Below are 560 nucleotides of genomic sequence, written 5' to 3'. Positions count from 1 at the left end.
ATGGCGAGCAATTTTTCTTATCAATTAAGGATGCTCGCGGACAAGTAAGCACCGATACTGTAATTACCGCTGATACGGTTGCTCCTACACCAGCCAGTAATTTAGTTTTCTCAGAAGATGGTTCATATCTTACGGGTGTAGCAGAACTGAATACTACGATTCAGGTTTTTGATCATAATGGTCAGCTCGTGAATATATGGGATAACACCATAAACTCGGACGGTACATTTACTATTTTCTTAGGTAGCAATAATTTACATGGTGAAGAGTTCACAGTCACTGTTAAAGACCGAGCTGGAAATGTGAGTGAAGCTGTTTCAGTTAAGGCTCCATTTGATGATATTGCACCAAATCCGATTAAAAATATTGTACTTGATGCGAATGGCCAAAACTTTACAGCACAAGCGGAAGCAAATAGTCGGATAGAAATCACAAATGCTGCGGGTGAATCTATAGGATATGGTTATGCAGATAGCACTGGTAATATAACGGGTTACTTCTATCAAGTGTATTTACATGGAGAAGAATTAACGTTCGTTGTCATAGATCGAGTAGGTAAC

The 560-nt window shown here is 39.1% G+C and carries 1 protein-coding gene; it reads left to right on the top strand.

Translation table 11 applies throughout. From position 1 onward, the window contains the following. Positions 1 to 560: Ig-like domain-containing protein (locus GBI16_RS18320; RefSeq protein WP_151707627.1), on the top strand; the 560-nt coding region annotated here is incomplete at both ends.

The organism is Acinetobacter sp. TUM15064 (assembly GCF_008980265.1).
Classification (GTDB): Bacteria; Pseudomonadota; Gammaproteobacteria; order Pseudomonadales; family Moraxellaceae; genus Acinetobacter.
This window is presented reverse-complemented; position numbering and strand designations above follow the sequence as displayed.